The 20543-nt window shown below is 60.8% G+C and carries 15 protein-coding genes and 3 pseudogenes; 4 read left to right on the top strand and 14 right to left on the bottom strand.

Annotated elements, in window-relative coordinates; genetic code table 11:
- The first annotated feature begins 50 nt into the window (after positions 1 to 50).
- Positions 51 to 305, top strand: a complete 255-nt coding sequence (locus QRN11_RS18810) for a hypothetical protein (RefSeq protein ID WP_285314012.1) — start codon at positions 51 to 53, stop codon at positions 303 to 305.
- 494 nt (positions 306 to 799) lie between these two features.
- Here the strand turns inward: QRN11_RS18810 and QRN11_RS18805 are convergent, their stop codons facing one another.
- Together QRN11_RS18805 and QRN11_RS18800 are read right to left on the bottom strand one after the other, a co-directional pair.
- Positions 800 to 1345, bottom strand: a complete 546-nt coding sequence (locus tag QRN11_RS18805) for a TetR/AcrR family transcriptional regulator (RefSeq protein ID WP_285314011.1) — start codon at positions 1343 to 1345, stop codon at positions 800 to 802.
- Complete coding sequence (locus QRN11_RS18800; RefSeq protein ID WP_285314032.1) at positions 1342 to 3198, bottom strand: MFS transporter; 1857 nt, start codon at positions 3196 to 3198, stop codon at positions 1342 to 1344. The genes QRN11_RS18805 and QRN11_RS18800 overlap by 4 nt, the downstream gene beginning before the upstream one ends.
- On the opposite strand from QRN11_RS18800, the gene QRN11_RS18795 reads away from it, so the two are divergent.
- Positions 3137 to 3286 carry a hypothetical protein gene (locus tag QRN11_RS18795; RefSeq protein ID WP_285314033.1) on the top strand — a complete coding sequence of 50 codons (150 nt, stop codon included), beginning with the start codon at positions 3137 to 3139 and terminating at the stop codon, positions 3284 to 3286. The two genes, QRN11_RS18800 and QRN11_RS18795, sit on opposite strands and share 62 nt — an antisense overlap.
- A gap of 208 nt (positions 3287 to 3494) precedes the next feature.
- Here the strand turns inward: QRN11_RS18795 and QRN11_RS22665 are convergent.
- Positions 3495 to 3883 (bottom strand): annotated as a pseudogene (locus QRN11_RS22665) (transposase); the annotation flags it as partial.
- Between the two features lie 704 nt (positions 3884 to 4587).
- On the opposite strand from QRN11_RS22665, the gene QRN11_RS18785 reads away from it, so the two are divergent.
- Positions 4588 to 4977 carry an alcohol dehydrogenase catalytic domain-containing protein gene (locus tag QRN11_RS18785; RefSeq protein ID WP_285314031.1) on the top strand — a complete coding sequence of 130 codons (390 nt, stop codon included), beginning with the start codon at positions 4588 to 4590 and terminating at the stop codon, positions 4975 to 4977.
- Between the two features lie 204 nt (positions 4978 to 5181).
- Here QRN11_RS18785 and QRN11_RS18780 read toward each other — a convergent pair whose 3' ends face one another.
- The 4 genes and pseudogenes from QRN11_RS18780 to QRN11_RS18765 form a co-directional block, all read right to left on the bottom strand.
- Entirely contained in the window at positions 5182 to 5550 is a 369-nt protein-coding gene (locus QRN11_RS18780; protein WP_285314010.1) for an SCO2097 family morphological protein, read from the bottom strand.
- A gap of 1001 nt (positions 5551 to 6551) precedes the next feature.
- On the bottom strand, positions 6552 to 7391 hold the full coding sequence (locus tag QRN11_RS18775) for a DUF4192 family protein (RefSeq protein ID WP_285314009.1): 840 nt from the start codon (positions 7389 to 7391) through the stop codon (positions 6552 to 6554).
- 1180 nt (positions 7392 to 8571) lie between these two features.
- A complete protein-coding gene (locus QRN11_RS18770; protein WP_285314008.1) occupies positions 8572 to 9357 on the bottom strand; it encodes a (S)-acetoin forming diacetyl reductase in 786 nt (261 codons plus the stop codon).
- Between the two features lie 55 nt (positions 9358 to 9412).
- Positions 9413 to 9789, bottom strand: a pseudogene (locus tag QRN11_RS18765) (integrase core domain-containing protein); the annotation flags it as partial.
- Between the two features lie 696 nt (positions 9790 to 10485).
- Here QRN11_RS18765 and QRN11_RS18760 point away from each other — a divergent pair.
- Entirely contained in the window at positions 10486 to 10959 is a 474-nt protein-coding gene (locus tag QRN11_RS18760; RefSeq protein WP_285314007.1) for an AMP-binding enzyme, read from the top strand.
- Positions 10960 to 11273: 314 nt separating this feature from the next.
- Here QRN11_RS18760 and QRN11_RS18755 read toward each other — a convergent pair.
- The 7 genes and pseudogenes from QRN11_RS18755 to QRN11_RS18725 all read right to left on the bottom strand — a co-directional run bounded on the left by QRN11_RS18755 (position 11274) and on the right by QRN11_RS18725 (position 20514).
- Positions 11274 to 12517 (bottom strand): annotated as a pseudogene (locus QRN11_RS18755) (IS256 family transposase).
- Between the two features lie 508 nt (positions 12518 to 13025).
- Positions 13026 to 14060, bottom strand: coding sequence for a DUF4192 domain-containing protein (locus tag QRN11_RS18750; protein WP_285314006.1), 1035 nt, complete (start codon positions 14058 to 14060; stop codon positions 13026 to 13028).
- A 1552-nt stretch (positions 14061 to 15612) separates the two neighbouring features.
- A complete protein-coding gene (locus tag QRN11_RS18745) occupies positions 15613 to 16404 on the bottom strand; it encodes an SDR family NAD(P)-dependent oxidoreductase (RefSeq protein WP_285314005.1) in 792 nt (263 codons plus the stop codon).
- A gap of 167 nt (positions 16405 to 16571) precedes the next feature.
- Positions 16572 to 17393 carry a sugar phosphate isomerase/epimerase family protein gene (locus QRN11_RS18740; RefSeq protein ID WP_285314004.1) on the bottom strand — a complete coding sequence of 274 codons (822 nt, stop codon included), beginning with the start codon at positions 17391 to 17393 and terminating at the stop codon, positions 16572 to 16574.
- A 180-nt stretch (positions 17394 to 17573) separates the two neighbouring features.
- Positions 17574 to 18983, bottom strand: coding sequence for an MFS transporter (locus QRN11_RS18735; RefSeq protein ID WP_285314003.1), 1410 nt, complete (start codon positions 18981 to 18983; stop codon positions 17574 to 17576).
- 341 nt (positions 18984 to 19324) lie between these two features.
- Positions 19325 to 19867: a P-loop nucleotide/nucleoside kinase family protein gene (locus QRN11_RS18730; protein ID WP_285314002.1), complete on the bottom strand. Its 543-nt coding sequence runs from the start codon at positions 19865 to 19867 to the stop codon at positions 19325 to 19327.
- Entirely contained in the window at positions 19867 to 20514 is a 648-nt protein-coding gene (locus QRN11_RS18725) for a bifunctional 4-hydroxy-2-oxoglutarate aldolase/2-dehydro-3-deoxy-phosphogluconate aldolase (protein ID WP_285314001.1), read from the bottom strand. The genes QRN11_RS18730 and QRN11_RS18725 overlap by 1 nt, the downstream gene beginning before the upstream one ends.
- Positions 20515 to 20543 lie beyond the last annotated feature (29 nt).

The raw sequence follows: 20543 nt of genomic DNA, 5'->3' as shown, positions 1-20543 counted from the left end.
CTGGTAGGCGGGGGCGGTGGCCGCTAGGTGTGGGCGTCAGGGCGCAGTACGTGGCGACGCCTTATCAGGTGGCGGAAGACGTGGACGCACTGAAAGCGACGGGCCTCTACCAGGTACTCACTCCCGGTGAATGCATCGAGTACGGCAAATCCCTTCACGATCGGGGCACCGCAATAATCATCAACCCCACTTTGTGCGGGCTGGACGAAGATTTTTCTTGGTCCAGTCTGCAGCTCTTCGCAGACAAGGTACTGCCCCAACTCCCCAGCGACGAAAGTGTGAGCCTTGAAGGGTCGCTGCTGTAAAGGCAAAGAGCCTCCGGAGGACGGATGCTGGCACTATATATCAAGACCTGAGGTATGACTCCCGTCACCCACGTGATCCGTTTCGAGTCTCATTCGAGCATGCATTCGTGATGTTTTCGCGCGTGCGATGGGCCCGGTGATGCTGTCGGGATTGAATTGGTTGAGTGGGGGCCGGTGCGAGTGCGCCACAATACGGGTTTACAACGACGCCGTTCAACAACAACGCGGCGTCGAAGACCAGGGAGTCCACCAGACTCGTCACCACGTCCGACCGACCTGCGCCAAACCGTGGATTGTTGCTTTAGGCATGAGGTTGGCCATGGGGGAATCTTCGCCGGTGAAGAAGAGGCGCCAGCAGGATGTCCCCACCGAAGTCTCTTTTTCGGCCGGTTCGCCCGCTTGCCTGAGCTTGGGCTCGGACCTTCACGGGTCGGTCGGGTAGCCCTCCCGGGCCGGCGTTGCCAGTCGCCAGTACTCTGGGGAGGAGGACCGGTTCATCTGGCGGCCTTTGACGCGTCGATCTGAGTTTGGACGATTGCTCCGTAGTGCTCCACGACTTCGTCAAAGTCCCAGCTGTCGAAGAGGCCCAGTGTTCGGACGGCTTCCCCAAACCCGGTCATCAGGGCGGTCACGGTGGAGGCGAAACGGCGGTCCGACGTGGTGTCGCCGATGAGCTGGGCAATTGCATCAAGGTAGCGTTCGCGGACTTCTGACCGCGTGGCCCCGGGGTTGGGGGAGTCCAGCACGGCTAGTGGGATGGTCGCCCAGGGCTCCTGCATGCCGCGTTCCCGGCGCATGAGCACGCGGAAGACGAGGGCCTCGCCGAGTTCCGTCGTCGGGACGTCCAGTTCGGCAAACACTGACTCCTCAGGTTGCACGGCGGCATAAAGTTTTTCCTTGGAAAGGAACAGTTTCATGACCAGGGATGCTGATACTCCGGCTTCCAACGCAATGTCGCGCACAGTGACGGCACGGTAGCCGCGTTCCCCGAAAAGGCGGCCGGCGGCGCCGAGGATCCTGTCGCGGCTGGTGCTGTTCACGCTCCCACGCTCTCTCCTGCGGTGTCCTCCGCGGGCGGGGCGATAAAGTCCAGGCGGATGGACCGGATGTCCACGGTGACCTTTTGTGCCATGGCCTCCTGCGTCACCGGGTGAAGCATGGTCAGGACATAACGGCCGGCGACAGGCAGCGGAAAGGCATACCCGCCGTCGCCGTCCGTGCGGGTGGTGCCCACATGCCCGCCGCCGGCTTCGAGGAGGGTCACCACCGCGCCGGATACATAAGCGCCGCCGACGCTGACCGCTCCGCTAACCTGCAACTGATCCCGGAGGAGGAAATTCTGCTGCAGGGTGCGGCCGTCAAAGTCAAAGACTTCAGCCATGGGCGCCCAGCCGCCGGCGTTGGCCACCATCAGATACCGGCCGGCGCCGGGCAGTGCTACGGAGTAATTGCCTTCAACGTCTACCCGACTCCAGTCAACCGGTTCTCCGTCAGTGCGCAGAACGGTGACCACGGCGGGGGTGAGGGGGCAGTGGTCCGGAGCCAGGACGCGGCCCTGCACCACCAGTTCGGTGGCAGCGACTGCCAACGGCGGCGGGCGGTGCGCAGCAGCGGTGCCCGGGATAAAGAAGGCCGCCAGCATCGAGGCCGCCGACGCCAGCGCTGCGAGCCAGAAAATGTCTTTGAACGCGTCAAATGAGGGCATACGTGTGTCGCCGACTGCTACGGTGACGGATGTGAAGACGGCAGCAACTGCAGCGCTGGATGTCGAATTGCCCAAAGCACGGACCAGGGTGTTCAGCCCATTTGCGGATGCGGTTTCGGTGATGGGCACGGCACCCATTATCAGCGTGGGCATCGCTGCATAGGCAATGGCACTCCCAACCCCAACTACAGTGGAACCGATAATTATCCAAGCGATCGAGTCGTAGAGAAACACGCGGCCCACATAGCCCACAAGCATCACGAGCGCCCCGGCCATCAGTGCGGTCTTGCCGCCGAAGATCCTGATGATGCGTCCGGATAGAGGTGCGAACACGACCATGGCCAGTCCGGACGGGACCATGCACAGGCCCGCGGCAGTCACATTCAGCTCGAAGCCGTAACCGGTGGCCGCGGGCAGTTGGAGCTGTTGGGTGGTTAGGAGCATGTTGGCAAACATGGAAAAGCCGATGAGCAGGGAGGCGAGGTTCGTCATCAGGACGGGCCGGCGGCCTGATGTGCGCAGGTCAACCATTGGCTGGCGGACCTTGAGTTCGTAGGGTACCCAGACGGCCAGCAGTAAGGCCGCGGTGAGGAACAGCAGCAGAACCGGTTCGGACGCCCAGCCCCAGGAACCGCCCTTGGAGATCGCCAGCAGCAGGGCTGCCAATGCCGCGGAGAGCACCAACGCCCCTGCATAGTCGAAGGTCCCGGAGGCGCGGACCTTGGATTCCGGGACTACCAGCACCACGGCAAGGAGCAGCAGTGCTCCGGCAGCAGCCGAAATCCAGAAGATCGACGCCCAGCCCATGCTATGGTGCAAAACCCCCGCCAATGGAAGGCCGAGCGCACTGCCGATTCCGAGGGTGGCGCTCATCAACGCGACAGCTGAACCCATCTTCTCCTTCGGCAGCTCATCGCGCATGATGCTGATGCCCACCGGTATCAGCGCGGTGGAGAAGCCCTGGAGGGCGCGGCCGATGATCAGCCACACGAAGGCGCCACCAACAGCTGCCAGTACAGATCCTGCCACCATGATGGCCAGGCAGACCACCATCATCTTGCGCTTGCCGTACATGTCCGCGCTGCGGGAAACGATCGGCGTTGCTACAGCGCTGGAAAGGAGGGTCGTGGTCACCAGCCAAGAGGCGTCGTCCGTACTCACCCCCAAGATGGCGGGGAACTCCGGCAAGAGTGGAACCACCAGTGTTGCCATGAGCGCCACTACGATGCCGCTCATGGCCAGAACTGCGGTGATCGCCGACGGCGACGGGAGCTGACGTGAGTTAGGTACGTAGGTACGCGGCATCGGCTGCTTTCTTTTAGGTAATAACCGGGTGAACGCATGTTCACCATCAAGTAAAACGCTGTTCGTCCGTAGCTGCAATTGCTTGGCAGGTTGCCCCGGGATCTAAGGAGAAATAAGTCGCGCCGGGCCAAATGTCGATATCTGTGATTCGGTCCACCTAGCGCGGCGCGGAAGTATTGTAGTCGGGAAGAACCCCAGCGTGACCTTTCGGCCAGTTCCCCTGCGACTTTCTCCGTGATGCGGCCGATGGTGTCTTTAGAGACCTTGGCTCCGTAGACCGTCTCGAAGTGCGGGACGATTACCCCAGTGGTCAGCCCGCGGGCAAAGATCGGAATCACGATTTGATTGATCCGCGGGCGTGATTTTTCCTTGGGGACGATCACCGGCTCGAACGAGCCGTTCCGATCCCGGGGCACCTCGATCACGGCAGCACGGTCTTTTGTTCTGGTGCCGTTGCGCATCTTGCCTGCGATAGGTTTCTGGCCGTGCTCGTGGCCGAGGTGCTCTGTCAGTTCCGCTTCCAGGTGTCGAGCACGTCCCTCGTGAGCTGGTTCAACAGCCCGAGGGGGCAAAATCAGGTCCCGAACACTTGTCGGGGATCGCCGCCTGAGACTAAGCGCGGCAACCACGCCGGGGCTGCAGTGTTCTACGACCCCTGGTTCGAATCACAGCGGGCGGTCGATAGCCGATACCCGTTGGTCCACATCTGATGTGGAAACGCTGTTGGTCCGACCGAACCTCTGCACCGATGACCACTGCGCTCACATCGGGGCAGTCCGTGGCAATCCGCAGCTGGTGCCGCTGTTCGACGCCCGCAGGGGTCAAGGGCGCATCCGGTCCAGCTGTGGCCCGACAAGGCATATTCCCACCCGTTGGACGGGTGCACCGAATCCGGCAAACCCTTCGGCAGGCAAGCATTGTCAAGGCGAACGATTAGCCTTCGAAGGCGTGGCGTGAATCCAAAGGTATCTGGCGCCTGTTCATCTCGCCGCCCTCTCCCCCCGACCGTAAATTGGCATGCCGGATGACATGTGGTCTGTAATCGTTCACGTGGAAAAGCAGCATGGACGGTCGGCCATTGAAGCGTTGCGGTCTTACTGCCAAGTTCGGTTTGGGCCCCGATCCTGGGATAAGTACCGGCAAGGCCGGTTGCGAGAGGAACACTATGAAGGCTTGGCAATTCACCGATACCCACTCGCCGCTCGAACTGGTCGAGCTGGAGGATCCGACGGCGGCTGGCGATGAAGTCGTCCTCAGGGTGCGGCAGCTGGCATCTGTCACTCGGATGTCGGCTTGCTCGAGGACGAGAAGTGGATGGTTATGTGGAAGCGCCCGTCGTGCCCGGACGAGATCGCAGGCGAGATTGTCGAGGTTGGCTGGGGGGTTGATGGTTGGTCGGTCGGCGATCGCGTGATGATCTGGTCGATTAGCGGCGATGCCCCGGTTTCCGCCGCAATGATGGCTTCGGTGAGTTCACCACGGCCCACCCGGAATCGCTCGTCCGCATGCCTGATGGTCCGGAATATGACAAGGCCATTTTTGGCGAGCCCGGGCATGAGGGCATATTCGGCAGTTGTCATCGAGGGCCAGCTCAAAGCTGGACAGAAGGTCGGCATCAGGGCCAAAGGGAGGGAATCCGACGCTGCCGCAGACTGGGACTGAGCGGTGCAAAATGTGAGGCTACGGAACCTGATGCGGTGGCGTGGCCAACGGCGTGTGATTTTAGGCTGGACCAGCCGAATCTAGAGAGCGAACCGGCGACGGGTCTAACACCCTCGAGGATTTGTACCTTTTCGGTCCACTGCCGTCGAACGGTCCAAATCGGGCTCGAGTGCGGCCCCTTAGTCCTTCCCGCCGTGCCCATTATCAATTATTGTCGCGGCGACGCTCGTCCCATCGTTCTTCTAGGTTGATCATGAAGGAAGTTCTGGACCTGGACTGTTCAGCTTTACCTGTCTTTGACTTGCCAAAGGAGGTGCCTCGCAGTGTTGCGACATAAACGCCCCCGCTCATGACAACGAAACCTAGTACGCCGACAACGATTAGCTGAGTTGAGACGCCAACAAGCAGCAGCAGTATGCCCGCAATGGCTCCGAGAACACCCACGATCACATGCCGCGCGGACCAACTTCGGATCGGATCGGATTGCATCGTGCTAGCGAACTTCGGATCGTCCGCATGAAGTTGCTTCTCAAGTTGCTCAAGCAGCTTTTGTTCATGCTCCGAGAGTGGCATCCCAACCTCCTTCAGTGAGCAGCCTCCGAACCAGCTCGGTCGCTGCGTCTACAGCTGCAGGCCGCCAGGTTAAAACGTGTCAATCATTCCGCCACTCTCGCCCCCGTGGGAACTTCTCGGAGGGCGAGGAAACAACTGCCTACGTGACCCGCGTCTGTACTCTTAACAATAGGCTGTTTCCAGCCCACCTGAAAGACGTTGGGCGGTGCACTGTATCCACCTGCAGCCAGAGTCCGCTGAACCAGCCCCTGTACGAGTGACCCCTACTGCGTCAGGGCGCAGTATGCGTCCGTTATTCGCATTTCCCTCCGGGGTCGCGGAGGTGAGTTAGCTCCTGAAAGGGTGCTGCCGCTCTGCGCGCTTTGTCAGGATCGGTTCCGAAAAGATTCTCCAAGGGAGTCGACTAACGCCCAATTGGGCACTACCAGTACAGCCTCTTCATTGCGCCCGCCGTCATGATCCAGCGAAGCGCATATGCGAAACAAGTTCTCGGACTTTCCAGGTAGGTCCCGCTACCAAAAAGCATCCATTCTCGAAGGACTACAAGTAGGCACGACCAAGGTGCAGATTTGATTTCGAAGTACTCGCTCTGCCACGACAGTAGCTCCAGGTCTGTTGTCCACTACTCGTGATCACGCTCGCATGGTTGACCTGCAACGCTGTGTGCGCCGACCGTTACGCGCGGTTGGTAGTGGCTGTAGCTGGGAACAACTTTTCAGCGACGGCGCTGATCGTCGGGACAACGGATGGCGTTAGCATCGGAAAAGGGTCGGCCAAGATCATCGGCTTCATAAAGTTGTGAACTCCTCACAGCATCTCGAACGGTAGCGCCTTGTAAGCCGTGTTTTTGTTCGTGTTCCAGCCGGCGACGATGCCTGAGCCGACTATTTGGTCGCTGAGGCGGGCGAGGCGGTAGGCGGGGTCGGTGTCGAGGGCGAGTTGGAGGAATTGGTGTGCTTTGCTGCCTCTTCGTTCCCACCAGTTGATGTACCCGATGGTGGTCAGGACGGGTGCATGGTGTTGGGGCTGGTGCGGGTGTAGGTGTGCAGGAAGAGTTGCTGTGCCCATTCGATGCGTGACCATTTCGGTGCGCCGTCGGTGTGCGCGATCAAGATCTGCTTCATGGGCTCGTCCAGGCCGGGGATGTCCGCGATGAGCCGGTCCCGTATGGGCGGGAACTGAAGGTTTGCAACCAGGGCGTGGCAGTCATCGTCGCTGGGGAAGGACACCTGAGTCCAGCATACGGGCCCACAGTTCCCGGGCCTGGGATGTCGCGGTGGCAGCCGGGACAGACCGGATGGTGTCCATGTGGTGCTCGACGGCGGCCGCACTGGCGACAGCTTCGGTAGTAGCGGGAGGGTGATGCGGTTGGTGGGTTGGACGTAGCTGCCGCGGTAGATGAATTCGGCGTTGATTGCGCTGGTCTGCGTTGTGTTGACGGGCAGGGCGAGGGTGGTGCCGGGTTCGCCGTCGTAGGGGGAGAAGGTTTCGTCGCCGACGAAGAGTCCGTCCCTTATGGTGATGCCTTGTTCGGCGAGGACTCCCGTGAGCGCAGCGATGGTGCCGGCATGCGGCCTGGCCTGTCCGGCCTGGGGGAGTTCGCTGGTGTAGAGGGCAAAGAGGATGGAGGTGGCGTTGGTGTCGGCCGTGAGGTAGTGGGCGACGGTGCGTGCGTAGGGGAGTTCCTGCCCGGGCTGGCGGGGGAGGTCGATGCGCAGGGTCGCGCCGATGCTGTTCTCGTTGAGGGTGATGCAGACCAGGCTTTCCTGTGGCCAGAAGCCCAGGGTGTGCCCGACGAAGCTGAGCACATCTGATGGTGTTGTGATCGTGAGCTTTTCCATGATCCCGTGTTTCCCTTCACCCTTGTGTTGCTGCGGTTTTCTGCGGTTGTTGGTTGTGGGTGTCGTTCTGGTAGGGGACCAGCCGCTGGGCTAAGGGGCCGGAGTGCAACTTGGGGAACCGGTAACGGGGGCCGAAAACTTCGCCCGCGACACTGCTCCGGTCTTGCAATGCAGAAGTTTTCGGTTTCGGGGACGGCGCGGTAGCGCCCTGGTTGCGCAGAGGACCCTCCCAGCGATGATGGGGCATATCAGAATGACAAGCAGCGATACAGCTGCCACTCATTCATCGAAGTAAACAGATCAGGCAGCATCACTCCTCCACGATGGCGGAGCTGCAGGCTATTCCCGACTCTTCAAAACGACAACGGGAGCGGAACTGCTGGAGACGTGGTGCGTGTGGTGTCAGCCATGTTCCGGGCGCATGGCTTCGATGTCGAGTTCGGGTGCGATCTTCTGGTTGGGGAGAGAGGGCGCATGGCTTTTTCGTAAAGGGCGATGCCCGGGGTCCAGTTTTCCCAATGGCCATCGCTGCGGAGGACTCCCGGACGGTATAGGGTGCGGCGTTGAGGATTGCGGTGACGAGCAGAGGCCGATATACCGGTGGGTGCGAACGGTGTTGGCGAACTCGGTGAAGCGGCGGCGTTCTCTCGTGGCCAGAAAGGCTGGTTGTCAGAACGCGGTGGTGGGGTCGCGCTGTTATCTCGCCTATTTTGTAGGTGAGGAATGCTGCTGTCATCCTTTCCGTCTAGAAGGGTGCGCTTTCCGGGATCAATCGGTTTCATAAACACGCAACTTGTGCCGTTGGGTGGGTGCGGTAACGGGTGAGGCTTCAGAGTGGGCTGGAGGCTCGTCAGTCGTTGTGGGGTTGTAGCGGGTGTCGCTAGGCAGAGCGTCGGCCAGGCTGCGCGCAGGCGCATGAAACTTCATCCGAGGATAGTGCGGCACTACCCCCCAAAGTCACGACGCCCGATGGTTCGGCAATCGAGGACGCGAGGCCTTGCCTCTAATACGAAGCAGTCAGTCGGTTGGTTCGAAACACCCGCCAAACGGCGACTGTGAAGTCTGCCTGCTGAGCGATCGGTTGCCGGGCTTCTTCACCTGCGGCAAGTAACGCTGCGAAAACCATGAGCGCGGGCCGCATCTCGAAGAACGGGATGCGGCCCTTCTGACGGTGGCGGTGTCAGTTAAACACCATGCCTCCGTCTACGATGATGGACTGACCGGTGATGTAGTTCGAGTCGGGGCCGGACAGGAAGGACGCGACGGCGGCCACGTCTTCGGGTTCCGACACTCGGCCCAATGCGATACCGGCGGCAATTTGTCCCCAGCCCCACTCTTCCGACTGACCTGCCGCCTCGGCGATGCTCTTCGCGAAGGGCTCGATCATCGGTGTGCGAGCTACACCGGGGGCGTAGGTGTTGACGGTGATTCCGTATTGCGCGAGGTCGCGGGCGGCGGTCTGAGTTAGCCCGCGCACCGCGAATTTCGACGCGGAGTAGAGCGCGAGGCCCGGATTCCCGAGATGCGCTGCCTGCGACGCGGCACTGATGATCTTGCCGCCGTGCCCAAGTTCTCGAAAGGCCTTCGTGGCGGCTTGGATGCCCCACACGACGCCGTTGAAGTTGACCGAGAACGTCTTCTCAATGCTTTCGGGGGTGATTTCCTCGATCGGGGAGCCGTGCCCGAGGCCAGCGTTGTTCACGATGACATCGAATCCGCCTAGTTCTCTTCGCGCGGCATCAACGGCAGCGAAGACGTTGTCGCGGTCGGCGACATCAACCTGGACGGCGAGGGCACCCCTCTCGGGGCCGCCGAGCGAGTCCGCGACCTTGCGTGCAGATTCGAGACTCAGATCCGCGACCGCAACCCTAAAGCCATCGGCGTGAAGGCGCTCGGCGATGGCCTTACCTATTCCCTGTCCCGCTCCCGTGACCAGTGCGACCTTGCCGTTCTCCGTGCGCTCCATGTACTCCACATCCTTTGTCGTTGTTAATGGTTGCCATGTTTTATAGGCAACATAGTCACTTTAGCTTCTGGGCACCATGTGCTGCTGACCCGCTCCCACCTGTAAGTGGGGTCGGCGTGATTAGTCGGATTCCAATTTGATGGGTGAACTGCCGAGCGTACTCGACGGTCGCCCGGTAACCGAGGGATGAGTGTCGCCGGTCGTGGTTGTACTCGCTCTTCCGGTCGCTGATGATGACTTAGGCGTGCAGCAGCGAGTAGAACCTGTTGATGTTCAGATACTCATCGCGCCGGCGACTATTGAACGACTCGACGAAACCGCTACACCATGGTTCGCCTGGCTGAATGTAGAACAGGCCGGTGGGGCCCGGGCCCACTCGGCCGTCGCTTCGCTGATGAACACGGGCCTGTTGTCGCTATGCAACACCGCTGGGATTGCCTCGGAAAGGCGTCGCACTCAGCCTCGGTGGATCGATCTACGTTCCCGCCGACCCAGTGGGTCGGCTCCTTTCATCGTGCCTGGAGTGGTCGCGGATCTCGAGGCGTATCTGATTCGGGCCCTTACTCGCGAGGGTATGGAGATCGCAAAGGGCCCCAAGGCAAGCTCTGCGGGAACTAGCCCTAACTCACCGCGGCGAAGCGCTTCCATCTCCTCGCACCCCCGCTGCTGGCACTCAATAGGCATAGAGAGCCTACCGAGCTATTCGACATCTCGCGCCCCGCGGTCATTCGCGAACTCCAACGTGCCCAGACACCGAGGACCGTCATGTAGCGCTGCGAAAACTCCACCATCTATTGCTGCGATCACAGGTAGGTCTCGAGAAGCGGAGGACAGGCAAGGCCTCCGGTCTCGATAGAGGATGCGTCTTCAGCAGGCGAACCCCTGACCCCGGAAGTGATCGCCTGGTCCGAACAAACCTTAGGAGTGCCCGTACGAGACCACGGCCAAACCGAAAACGGTGGTGATCGTCAACGCATGGCAGGATGAGGTCCGAAAGGAGCTACGACAGAGCTCCATGGGCCACCCCATGCCCGGATGGACCCGCCAAGTGCTGAAGGATTCCGCGGACGAACCTGCTGACCCGGGCCAGATCGGACGGTCGCCATCGACGTGGCCGACAGTCCCGTGATGTGGTTCGACGGCTACCAGGACGCCCCGGATCGAACGGCGCAACGTTTGAGCCCCGATGGTCGCTGGTACCTCACCGGCGACGCAGGCATGCGCGATGACGACGGTTATTTCTTCTTCTCTTCCCACGACGACGACATCATCATCATGTCCGGCTACCGGGTCGGCCCCTTCGAGATAGAAAGCGTGCTTTCGGCCCATCCTGCAGTTCTTGAAAGCGCTGTGAGCGAAACACCGGACGAGTTACGTGGGCAAGTTGTTGAAGCATACGTCGTCCTTGCCGGAAATTACACGGGCAATGCTGCACTGGTGACCGAACTGCAGCACCTAGTTAAGAACCGGTACGCTGCCCATGCATTTCCCCGGCGAATTCACTTTGTGGAATCCCTGCCCAAAACATCCTCCGGGAAAGTCCAGTGCTACGTCCTCAGGAAAGAGCGGAAGCAACTCGGAGAGCACGGGGACCAACGCTAGGAATCAGTGTCTGCCACGGTGCGGGGAAAGGCCCCGCTGCCTCTGGTGCCTGCCCGATCCGCGGCACCGTACCCCACGCCTTCCGAAGGGCGGGTGCTCCTACCCTCGCGTTCTGTTGTCGTCGCGCCAGCCCGCGAGGCTGTGTACAAACAGCATTAGGACGAGAGGCAATAATCGACAAGGAAAACCGTGAACTTAAATACGTACTTCGGCACGGGCTGACACTGCTGACATCACATACGCCGACGCGGACCTTTTGTTCCTTCGCGAATGGGACTGTCCGATAAACGATGTGTGGGTCCGGCCGGTTTTCATTATTGAGTGGCTCTTTCGAACCGGCCGGCGAAGGTAATCGCGAACGCGTTTCGCGCAGGCTTCCACCTCATCACCCAGCGTGCCCGACCGCCGCCGGTGGGATCAAGAGATCTCGTAACCAGGTACAGGCATTTCGGGGCGGCGGTTTCGTCCGGAATGTGCCCGCGGGCCCTCACCGCCCTTCGGTAGCGGGCGTAGATCGACTCGATTGCGCTCGTCGTGCAGATCACCCGCCGGATCTCCACGTCGTACTCCAGGAAGGGGAAGAATTCAGCCCAGGAGGATTCCCAGAGCCGCACGATGGCCGGATACCGCTGGCCCCACTCCGCCGTGAATCCGGCGAACCGGTCCTTCGCCGCTTGCTCGGACGGGGCTGTGTAGACCGGCTTGACGATGCCGTCGCGGTGCTGGCGTCCGGCGTAGCGGAAGCTGTTGCGGATCAAGTGCACGATGCATTGCTGCACGACCGTCCGTTCCCACGTGGTCGTAATCGCCTCCAGCAGGCCCTTGAGCCCATCGCAGACGGCGATTAACACATCCTCCACGCCCCGGTTCTTCAGCTCGGAGAATACCTGCAGCCAGAACCGTGCACCCTCGCCGCCGTCGCGGGCCCAGATGCCCATAATCTCCCGCTCCCCGCTGGTGGTGACCCGCATGACGACATAGAACGGGGTGTTGCGCACCTGCCCGTCACGGACCAAGACCGACGACCGCGTCCACGAAGAGCACCGGAAAGATCGGATCCAGTGGACGGGCCGAGCATTCCGCGAGTTCACCAACAACCTTTTCCGTGATGCGGCTGAAGGTGTCTTTGGAGACCTTTGCCCCGTAGACCTCCTCGAAGTGCGCCGCGATTTCCCCGGTCATCAGCCCCCCGGGCGGAGAGCGAGAGGACGATCTGGTCGATCCCGTCCAGACGCCGTTTCCGCTTGGGAACTATCACCGGCTCGAACGATCCGTCCCGATCCCGGGGAACCTTAATCTCGACCGGGCCGATCTCGGTCAGCACGGTCTTGGACCTCGTGCCCTTGCGCATGTTGGCTGCGCTCGGCGTCTGGCCATGCTCGTGGCCCAGGTGCTCGGTCAGTTCCGCTTCCAGCGCGGTCTCCAGCACATTCCTCGTAAGCTGGTTCAGCAGCCCGCCCGGGCCTACCAGGCTCACGCCCTGCTCCTTGGCCTGCGTGAGCAACCGCTCCGCAAGCTCCTTCTGATCGATGATCTCTCCCGTCACAGGATCGATCATCACCCCTATCACTTCGGTCGTGGACTCTGACACGGCCGTCTCCTTTCAGATCAGGCCGGACCCTCCCACACCGTTTTCCTACAGTCCCACTCTTAGGGAATCAGTGGAAGCGGCGTGGAGCCGGCAGCGTTCGCGGCCTTAGACGATCGCCCTCGTGCCGCCCAGTCAAGCGTCGAGTGGAAGGAGCGGGGGCGTTGTCATCGGTACTAATCTTCTTGCCCGCTCGATCGGAAGCTCCATCGGCTCCGCGTGTTCGGGGCAGTCGAGAACTCGGTATGCCAGCGTCCCCGGCGGCGATTCCGATCATAGCCGTACTGGGCAGCGCCATACTCACCGTTGTCGCGATGGCCGCGGTCGGCGCCAAGAGCAAGAGCTTGGAGGCCGCACCGACCGATGCTGAGCGGCCCCCCGCACATCGCTGGATTCCTTGAGTCCATAATTCTGTGAACTTGCCGAATTGACCGCCGTCGATGTTCCGGCCTCCTACTCAGGTCCTACAAGACCTTCGTTATGGCAGGTTGAAGGGCAGTGTTTTGTAGGCAGTGTCTTTGTTCAGGTTCCAGCCGGCGACGATGCCTGAGCCGATCATTTGGTCGCTGAGGCGGGCTAGGCGGTAGGCGGGGTCGGTGTCGAGGGCGAGTTGGAGGAATTGGTGTGCTTTGCTGCCTCTTCCTTCCCACCAGTTGATGTAGCCGATGGTCGTGAGGACCGGGGCTGCGTGTTCGGCGCTGGTCCGGGTGTAGGCGTGCAGGAGCAGTTGTTGTGCCCATTCGATGCGTGACCATTTCGGCGCCTGGTCGGTTTGGGCGAACAGGATCCGCTGCATGGGCTCGTCCACTCCGGGGATGTCTGCAATGAGCCGGTCGCGAATTGGCGGGAACTGTAGGTTCGCGACGAGCGCGTGGCAGTCGTCGTCGCTGGGGAAGGTTTTGGAGTCGAGCATGTTCGCCCAGAGTTTCCGGCTCTGCTGCAGCGCCTCGTCGGCTGGTTGGGATGCGATGGTGTTCATGTGGTGTTCGACGGCGGCCGCTTTGGCTGCTTCCTGGCCAGTGGTTGGGAGGGTGATGCGGTCGGTGGGTTCGACGTAGCTGCCGCGGTAGATGAATTCGGCGTTGATTGCGCTGGTCTGGGTGGAGTTGACGGGCAGTGCGAGGCTGGTGCCGGGTTCGCCGTCGTAGGGGGAGAAGGTGTCGTCGCCGACGAAGAGTCCGTCCCGGATGGTGATGCCTTGTTCGGCGAGGACTCCCGTGAGCGCAGCGATGGTGCCGGCATGGGGCCTGGCCTGTCCGGCCTGGGGGAGTTCGCTGGTGTAGAGGGCAAAGAGGATGGAGGTGGCGTTGGTGTCGGCCGTGAGGTAGTGGGCGACGGTGCGTGCGTAGGGGAGTGCCTGACCGGGTTCGCGGGGGAGGTCGATGCGCAGTGTCGCGCCGATGCTGTTCTCGTTCAGGGTGATGCAGACCAGGCTTTCCTTTGGCCAGAAGCCCAGGGTATGCCCGATGAAGCTGAGCACATCTGATGGTGTTGTGATCGTGAGCTTTTCCATGATCCCTGTTCTTCCTTCACCCTTGCGTTTTCTAAGTTCTGCAGTTGTTGGTTGTGGGCGTCGTTCTGGTAGGGGACCATCCGCTGGGGTCAGGGCCGGAGTGCAACTTGGGGAACCGGCAACGGAGCCGAAAACTTCACCCGTAAGCAATGCTCTACATCGTGGAATGCAGAAGTTTTCGTGCCCGGTGCCGGCGCGACAGCGCCCTGGTTGCGCGGCGGTCCCGCCCAGCGATCATGGGGCATATCAGAATGACAAGCAGCGGTGATGCTTTTGTCTGTTCATTGAAGCCAGGGAATCACGCGGCATGACTTCGGCATCAGCAATGATTCCGTTTGCAGGGCGCCTCTTTTGTTATTCCCGCCCGTGCTCGGTCACTTCCGGCCGGCCACAGAGTTCGCACGTGTTTCGGCCGAGGGGTGTTTGATCCCTATTGGTTCGGGTTGGTGCCCGCGGTGACTGGGGGCCGTTTCCTTGAAAGAGGGGATGGAAGGGTGGATGCCGTCGTGGATTTCACGCGTGTCCTTTAGTGCGGCAGGTATTTCTGCTGCGACAGCGACAGAATTCGCATCCGAAGCCGTCCGCTGCCAAGGTGTTGGCTCCATAGGAGCCACCCCCTGGAGCGGCACTCCCAAGGGGTAGGGTGAGCCCTAGCCGACGAAGGGGTCACGATGAGCTATAAATATCGAACTGTTCGGGTTCGCGGTACCGAGCTGGTTGGAACAATTGCGAGGAAGCACGGGAGCGCGGCTGAAATCTACGAAACGTCCAAAGACCTGAGCACATCACTAGTTCCGGTGTTCTTCGAGGCAACGGGCGAGATCCGTTTTTTCGACAGGTCAGTGCTGGAGGACGTTGTGGCACCAGCCAGTTAACCCGTCTCGTATACCGGCCCGGCGTGCGGGACCCATTTCAGGGGCAAAGGGGGCGTGGACATTGTCCACATTCTTGGCTTCGGATCGGGTAATACTGCCCTCGGACTGCTTCTAATTCCGTATGTTTCCGGGGCTTACCAGTATTTGCAAGGCCGGGAATGCAGTTCGAGTCCCACCTCGGGCACGACGTATTCCCTCGTCAGAGGGGGTTTTGCCTTAAGAGTGTGTGTACAAAGCTTTGGCCCGTTGACTCTGACGGTGGTTCGCGGCCCGTGGCCTGGCCGCCGCGTTGGCCTATTCAGGCATGTGGGTGTCGGGTCAGTGCCCTGGCTCTTGGGCTCCCTGTCAATGGGTCCGGGTGGTGCCTCGTTCCGGTTCTGCCGGGTTGGTCTAGGGCGGTCAACACCTGTTCATCGCTTCGCGTGCGGGCACGACATGATGAAGCCTCTTTGATGCGAAAAGTCGCGGAAGGCCGCTTTTTGGTGGCGCAGGGGAGTCGTGGTCGTGTAGACGTCCGGCCAGGGGGTGTGGACAGTGTCCATGTAAATACTTCTGCTCCTTGGAGCGGCGCAACCGACCCAACGCGCAAGGGCCCTGACCCGCCATACTGAGTCAGGGCAGTTGCCTTGGGGCTGGCGTCGGCGGAGACGGAGACGGCACTTTCCGGAGTCCCGGTGTCAGGATTTGGAGCTGGGTCGACCAGGAATGTGGCTAAGAATGGACTTGGTGAAGCCGCCATCGACGCAGATGTCTTGCCCCGTGACATACCCCGATAGCGGGCTAACGAGAAATTCGATCACGTTCGCAATGTCCGTGGGATCTCCAATTCTTGCCAACGGGATGATGTTTTCCCTTGCCTTTTTGATTTCGGGATCCGCATACATTTTTTCGGTCATCCGGGTGTGAGTCATGCCCGGTGAGACCACATTGACGCGAATTCCTTCGGGTGCCCATTCCAGAGCGAGTGTTTGGGCCAGCATCGTCAGCGCGGCTTTGCTGGGGCTGTAAGCGCCTGATCCAGCGTGCGGTACCTGACCAGACATGGAAGAGGTGAAGCAGGTGGATCCGCGGCTCTGACTCAAATGCGGGTGGCTTGCTTTCGCGAGAAGCCACGGGCCGCGAAGGTTGACGGCGAACATCTCGTCCCAGTCTTCAAGGGACACGTCGCAGATGGCGCCAGGGTTTGCGATCCCCGCGTTTGCTACGAGTGCGTCCAACCCGCCAAATTCGGCTACCGCGGCTTCTACCAATTTACCTGGCACCTCTGGGTCGCCAAGGTTGCCAGACAGTGCGATAGCGGTACCGCCCATTGACTGGATTGAACGAACGACTTGTTCCTGGTTGCCGTTCGAATCGTGTCCTGCCACCGCGATCATCGGGTGTACGCCACGAGCCAGAGCCGCTTCTGCGATTCTCAGGCAGGTCGCCGCTCCGATACCGCTACTGCCGCCACTAACCAAAGCCCTCATCGCACATACTCCTTGTCACTGGTTCACATGCCAAAAATTGCTGCTGCAAAATCTCATTAGAATCTTTACCTGCCAAGTTCCTTGGCGTTGGTGATCGATTCGCATGTGAACTATTTACAAATTTTGCTGCAAATCTTCGCTACCGCGCCGCGTCACCGGACATCGGGCTAGTTTGCCAGTTCCCAGCCTTGATCTTTGAGGTCCTGCATTGCTTTCTTGAATTCCTGGACGGGGTTCTCTTCGCGAATGATCTCAAGAACAACGTTGTTGACTCCGCACGTTTCTCTGACAGCCTTGCCCAGGCCGCTCCAGTCGATTACTCCGGTGCCGATCGGGTCGTGGCCCCAAGTGTCCGTGCCCGTATCAGAAATGTGTACCAGGCCAATTGATTCGTGATGGGAGAGCAGGCTTTCTACGGGATCCTCTCCGATGTACGCAGCGTTGGCGACGTCGTACACGATCTTGACTGAGTCGTCGTTGATTGTGCTTACGACCCCTGCCAGGTCCTGAATGGTGGGGGTGAAGCAATAAGGGGTGTTTTCGAAGAGCAGCCTCGTGCCGGCCTGTTTGGCCAGCGGGATGAGGTTCTCCAGGCTCTCGTACATCCACCCGTAGGTCTTCTCGAGTGACGGTGAGATCATGGGGCGCCTTGTGCCGGGGGAGATTACAACTTCTGGGACACCCCACGCTGCAGCCAAGTCGATCACCGACGTGATGTGCTCGATACTCTTGCGGCGCATGCTGGCTCCAGGGCTGGCCAGGTTGATGTCATACCCGCCCGCGTTCAGTGACCTGATTGTGGCGCCACATCCATCAAGTCTTCCGCGGATTGCCGCACGTTCCGGGCTGGATATTTCCTCTGGCCAGCAATGTGGAGAGCTAACCGGAACCTCGAAAGTTTTATACCCGTTGGCGACCAGTTCGGCTATTGCATCAATTGCCGAAGATGACCAGAGGTAGGAAAACGTATTAATAATCATTTGGTTCATGGAGAAACATCCTCTTATTTCTGCGCTTATGAAAAATTTGTTTCATTCCTATGTCAGTGTCTCTTTCGATCGTGCGTAAGGGATCGCACCCTTCGCGAGGCGGGCGACTCGACGAGGCCCGGGCCGTCACCACCCTTATGCCTGGTCGAGCCGCCGCGGCTTCCTGGGGAGACAGCGTGCCTAGTGGGAACGCTTCACCCCGCCGGGGGCCGGTGAGGTGCACGTGAGCAGGTGTTCGCCTTCGAGTACTTCAGGGTCAGCAAGCGCCACGGTGGCACGGTCGCCGCGGTTGCCCGTCTCCGGGAGCGTGAAGTAGACGATGAGGCTCAGGGCGACAATGGCGATCATGTAAACGGCGACGAGCATAGGCTGTCCGGCGCCGACGAACGCGGCGGCGATCAGCGGAGCGGTGCCACCGAAGACAGCGATCACGATCTGGTGTGCGAGGCCGATGCCCGATACACGGACTGAGGCGGGGAACAGTTCGGCCTGGATGGTGGGGTAGACCGACTGCCATATGCCGAGAACCACCCACCCCGACGCCGAGACCAGAACGTATACCCCGAAGCCGGGCTGGTTCAGCAGCAGGAGCATGGGATAGAAGAGCACGATCATGCCGATGGCGCCGATGATGGGGAAGATTTTGCGCCGGCCGAGGCGGTCGGAAAGGTATGCGCAGGCCGGCACGATGATCACGAGCAGGGCCAGCCCGATAACGCTTCCGGCCAGGGTGGAGGACAGGTCCCGGCCGGTAGTCAGCTTGGCGTAGGTAGGAAGGAAGGTAGCCCAGGTGTAATAGGCCACGGCCGGGGCGGACAGTGCAGCTGCCTGCAGCAGCGCCTTGGGGTGTTCGCGGACCAGATCCACCAGGCGGGCCGCCGCGGACTTTTGATCAACCAGGGACTCGGCCTCAAACTCAGGGGTTTCCTGTGCACGGGCCCTTAAGATGAGGCCGACGATACCGAGGATGCCTCCTACGACGAATGGGATGCGCCAACCAAAGGCGGCAAGGTCAGCCGGCGCAAAGGATGCTGTCACCATTGCCGCGGCTCCGGTTGCCGCGAGCGTCGCGAGGCCACTCGCCATGTTGGTGAACGAACCGAACAGGCCCCTCCGGTTCGCGGGGGCGTGTTCGACCATGAACGCGATGGCGCTCTGGCCCTCACTGCCGGCGGAGATGCCCTGGATGATGCGTGCAACCAGGAAGAGAACAGGCGCTGTATATCCGATGGTCGCAAAGGAAGGTGTGAGGCCGATGATGAGCGAGCCGAGGGCCATCCCGGAGACGGAGAGCGTCAGGATGAGCCTTCGGCCGAAACGGTCGGCCAGTGGGGAGATGATGATGCCGCTGAGCGGACGGACAACAAACCCGACCGCGTACGTGAGCAGTGCTGCGACAAGGGAGGCGAACGGGTCACCGCCCGGAAATATCTGGGATGAGAACACCGCTGCCAGGAGCCCGTAGATGTACCAGTCGTACCACTCCACGAAGTGGCCGATCGTGCCCGCCACGATGTTGCGGTAGCCACGACCGGGGGCTTTGAGATCGGTAGGGCCCGGGCTGCCGGGGACGTCTTGTGAGGTCTTCATTGAACTCTCCATATTTTTCCGTGTACTGAGGAGGGGTATTGGAATATTCCCGGCAACCTGAACGGCGCAACGCCCATGTGCTGCTGACTGCATTCAAGTGGGAAGGAAGGCAATCCAGCCATTCCACGTTTGGTCAGTGAGATCGGTTGCTGAGATCGGTTGCAAGCAACAATACGGATCTGATGTGATCCTTGTCAATGTCTTGTCCAGTCCTGTCGCCGGACTTCGAGGGAAGGCCTTTGCTTCGGAGCAGATACGCGGGTCAGGGCTGTATTTCTCCGTACCCCCGGCGGCCATCGTGCGTAAACCGGTGTCGCTAATTGGCCGAGACCCGGTTCGATTCAATCAACCGGAAGGGGTGCCTCATTGTTGAAGTCCTGGTAGTGCACTCCGGACCAGGAGCACTCCAGGCTGCCGTAGACGGACCAGTAGTCATTCCAGTGGGCAAGTTTCCACTGGTCCCGTTCCAGTCCCCGCCGGATGAGGCGCGTACGCAGGACGTCTTGGGGTACGCGGACACGTATCACGGTGATCGCGGGGGATGGCCATTGGAAATCTGCTGCCGCACGGGTCAGATAGTCCGGTTCCCGGAAGTAGGCTCCGAAGGGCGCGTCCAGGACCACTGAGCGGCCGAGGCGCAGGTTTATCCCTGCGACATCCATGAGAGTTTCGTACTCGAGGGGCAGCAGATTGTCGCGATAGTAGTCGTTGGACTCGCGGTCGGTGGGATCGTGCCCGGTAGCGGTTAGCGCGAACTCGACGAACCGGCCACTGACCCGGTCCTTGTCCAGGTAGGCAGCTTCATGCTGTTGTGCTGTCTGCTGGGCAATGGTCGTCTTTCCCGACCCGGCGGGGCCGATAACAATGAAGACTTGAGGGGACATTATTTGCGGGCCTCTGCTACTGCTGTGAGGAATGCCCGGGCTGCCTCCGTGACACGGGAGAAGTCGCCGTCGGGCTGCCATGCCTTGGTCACGTAGCTGCCCACGCCGACGCCGACCACGCCTGCCGCGAACCAGTCGCCGACGTTTTCAAGGGTTACGCCACCTGCCGGCATGATCGGCAGGTGTGCCAGCGGAGCCAGTACGGACTTTGCATACGGGATGCCTCCCGCTTCGGTGGGGAAGAGCTTCAGGATGTCAGCGCCGGCTTCGGCGGACTCAACGAGCTCGGTTGGCGTGTAGGCCCCGCTGACGGTTGGCACCTGGTACCGGTTCGCTGTCCGGATCATCGAGGGGTTCAACTGAGGGCTGACCAGGAATTGGGCGCCGGCCCGGATGCACTCGTACGCCGCGTGCTCGTCCAGTACTGTCCCGGCACCGATCGCCACGCCGCTGGGTCCATGCTTGGCGGCGAGATGACGGATCACATCCACGGCGCCGGGAATGGAAAGCGTAATTTCGAGGGCACGGAAACCTCCTGCAATGGCAGCTTCCGCAACACGCTCGGCAACCTCGGCGTTCTCGAGTCGCACAATGAGGACGGCCCCGGACTCGTCGATGGTTTGCAGGGTGCGAAGTTTCTTATACATGCTGACCTCTCTCTGGCCGGGTACGCCCT

The sequence above is a fragment of the Pseudarthrobacter sp. fls2-241-R2A-168 genome, assembly GCF_030209335.1.
Classification (GTDB): Bacteria; Actinomycetota; Actinomycetes; order Actinomycetales; family Micrococcaceae; genus Arthrobacter.
This window is presented reverse-complemented; position numbering and strand designations above follow the sequence as displayed.

Bases quoted from the DNA above. Each gene is read 5' to 3' on its own strand.
- QRN11_RS18735 (WP_285314003.1), bottom strand. From the start codon at position 18,983: ATGAAGACCTCACAAGACGTCCCCGGCAGCCCGGGCCCTACCGATCTC.
- QRN11_RS18730 (WP_285314002.1), bottom strand. From the start codon at position 19,867: ATGTCCCCTCAAGTCTTCATTGTTATCGGCCCCGCCGGGTCGGGAAAG.
- QRN11_RS18760 (WP_285314007.1), top strand. From the start codon at position 10,486: ATGTGGTTCGACGGCTACCAGGACGCCCCGGATCGAACGGCGCAACGT.
- QRN11_RS18745 (WP_285314005.1), bottom strand. From the start codon at position 16,404: ATGAGGGCTTTGGTTAGTGGCGGCAGTAGCGGTATCGGAGCGGCGACC.
- QRN11_RS18725 (WP_285314001.1), bottom strand. From the start codon at position 20,514: ATGTATAAGAAACTTCGCACCCTGCAAACCATCGACGAGTCCGGGGCC.
- QRN11_RS18780 (WP_285314010.1), bottom strand. From the start codon at position 5,550: ATGCCACTCTCGGAGCATGAACAAAAGCTGCTTGAGCAACTTGAGAAG.
- QRN11_RS18775 (WP_285314009.1), bottom strand. From the start codon at position 7,391: ATGGAAAAGCTCACGATCACAACACCATCAGATGTGCTCAGCTTCGTC.
- QRN11_RS18770 (WP_285314008.1), bottom strand. From the start codon at position 9,357: ATGGAGCGCACGGAGAACGGCAAGGTCGCACTGGTCACGGGAGCGGGA.
- QRN11_RS18750 (WP_285314006.1), bottom strand. From the start codon at position 14,060: ATGGAAAAGCTCACGATCACAACACCATCAGATGTGCTCAGCTTCATC.
- QRN11_RS18740 (WP_285314004.1), bottom strand. From the start codon at position 17,393: ATGAACCAAATGATTATTAATACGTTTTCCTACCTCTGGTCATCTTCG.